The 1774-nt window shown below is 29.7% G+C and carries 2 protein-coding genes; one reads left to right on the top strand and one right to left on the bottom strand.

Features of this window, described 5'->3' with window-relative positions; translation table 11 throughout:
• The first annotated feature begins 373 nt into the window (after nt 1-373).
• Entirely contained in the window at nt 374-850 is a 477-nt protein-coding gene (locus tag E6248_RS15835) for a pyridoxamine 5'-phosphate oxidase family protein (RefSeq protein ID WP_316341729.1), read from the top strand.
• Nucleotides 851-986: 136 nt separating this feature from the next.
• On the opposite strand, the gene E6248_RS15830 is transcribed toward E6248_RS15835, so the two are convergent.
• Nucleotides 987-1691 carry a DUF421 domain-containing protein gene (locus E6248_RS15830; RefSeq protein WP_316341728.1) on the bottom strand — a complete coding sequence of 235 codons (705 nt, stop codon included), beginning with the start codon at nt 1689-1691 and terminating at the stop codon, nt 987-989.
• Nucleotides 1692-1774: the final 83 nt, after the last annotated feature.

The following is a 1774-nucleotide window of genomic DNA, read 5'->3' as shown; positions in this document are numbered from 1 at the left end:
GTCTACTAGTGATAATACTTGGTTAGTTCATTTTATATATTAAAATAGCAGATCTAAGGAAAAAATGAGAGAAATAACAGGAAATTATTTCTAAATATGCTATAATAGTGTATATTAATGTTTGTTGATACAGACAATGTGTCGAGTTTTATAATTAAGTTCAAGGAAATTAAATGATTTTATACAAAGAAATTTTAAATAGTAAGTTAAGTATCAAGAATTACGGTATTTAAACAAAAATTTTGCGTTATTTAGAACTGGTAGCCTTCGTACTGATTTGTGTTTAAAGCTGGAATTATACATCGCAGTTCACTTTTAAAGTGATTTCACTATAATTACAGCATAAAATAAATAAATTTAAAGGAGAATTAAAATGAGCAAATTTGAAAATGCAATGAGACTTTTGGAGGAACGTTGTGGAAATGACAAAGAGGAAGTTATTGCCCTTGCGACAATAGCATTATCCTCAACGGCTGCCGGTAATCCTCGTCCTGCTGTCCGTATGGTATGTGCTTATTATGAAGACGGTATATTTTATGTTTCTACAGACGCAAGAAAGAATAAAATGCTGCAAATTGAAAAGAACAACGAGGTTTCCGTAAGTGGGTTTGGTTGGTATGCTCTGCAAGGAAGGGCTGAAAATCTCGGGTGGGTAAAGGACGAAAAAAATGCAGAAATTAGAGAGAAATTTAAGAAAATTTTCGATTGGTTCGATGAAGATGGCGACGAGGATAACCCTAACTCAATAGTTTTACGTATCTCCCTGACAGAGGGAACGATTACTGACAATGAAGAAAAATACGGTGAATGGCAATATGAAATTGATTTTATCAATAAAACGGCGAAATAAATCTTAAAATAATAAGTGGGTTGTAACTTGAAAGCAAAAAAAACATCACTACTTAATTATCATTATTTTAAAACTTAGTTTTCTTAAACCCAACATTAAATAGCTTATTGTTGGGTTTTTAATAGGTCTCTTTACATTACTTATATAGAAAAACTTTTAAATCATCTTTATTATCAAGTGTAGCTAGCAAAACATTTTTTATACTAGTTTGATATAAACTTTTTAATTTAGAGATAAGCCAGTCTTCATCCTTATTAAGTTCTTTTAGTTCCTTTAAATTAATTTTACCATCTTTAATAACTGTCTTTGAAAAATTAAAGGGTTCCATTTCTATTTGTAAAGACGAAGGGGTAATAGGTTCGTATTTTGGTTGTAGAAAAACAGAGATTTTACCATCAGGTTCCCAAGTTGCTAAAGCTACTTTTTTTACATCATCTACTTTTTCTTTACGTAATTCTTCTAATAATATATCAATTGATATTCTTGCTTTTTTTAAACCTTTATACAGGATTTCACCATTCTGAACAAGGGTAATTGGCGAATTATTTAAAAATCTCCTAAGAATAGGGGATTTAAGCATACTAAGAATGCAGCTCAAATATAGTAAGGTTAAAACAAGAGTTGTAATAATGGAGCCTTTTAATCCAAGTTTCTCATCAGATAAGGGATGAGCAATAATATTCCCAATTACTAAAGTAATAACAAAGTCAAGGAGCCTTAATTGAGAAATTGAACGCTGGCCTAATAGCTTTGCAATAATTAGTAAAAAGGAAAAAGCAATAATAGCACGAAGTATCCAGTCAAATGTTGTAAGTGTTTCTTGACTATATAGAAAGTTCATATAAAATAGCTCCTTTACCTAAAGAATTTAATACTTATAATATTTTAACCATTAACTTATAAAAAAATTAAAAGAAATATATC

The sequence above is a fragment of the Clostridium sp. genome, assembly GCF_032552055.1.
Taxonomy (GTDB): domain Bacteria; phylum Bacillota; class Clostridia; order Clostridiales; family Clostridiaceae; genus Clostridium.
Note: the sequence above shows the minus strand (reverse complement) of the source record. Positions and strands in the feature narration are given on the sequence as shown.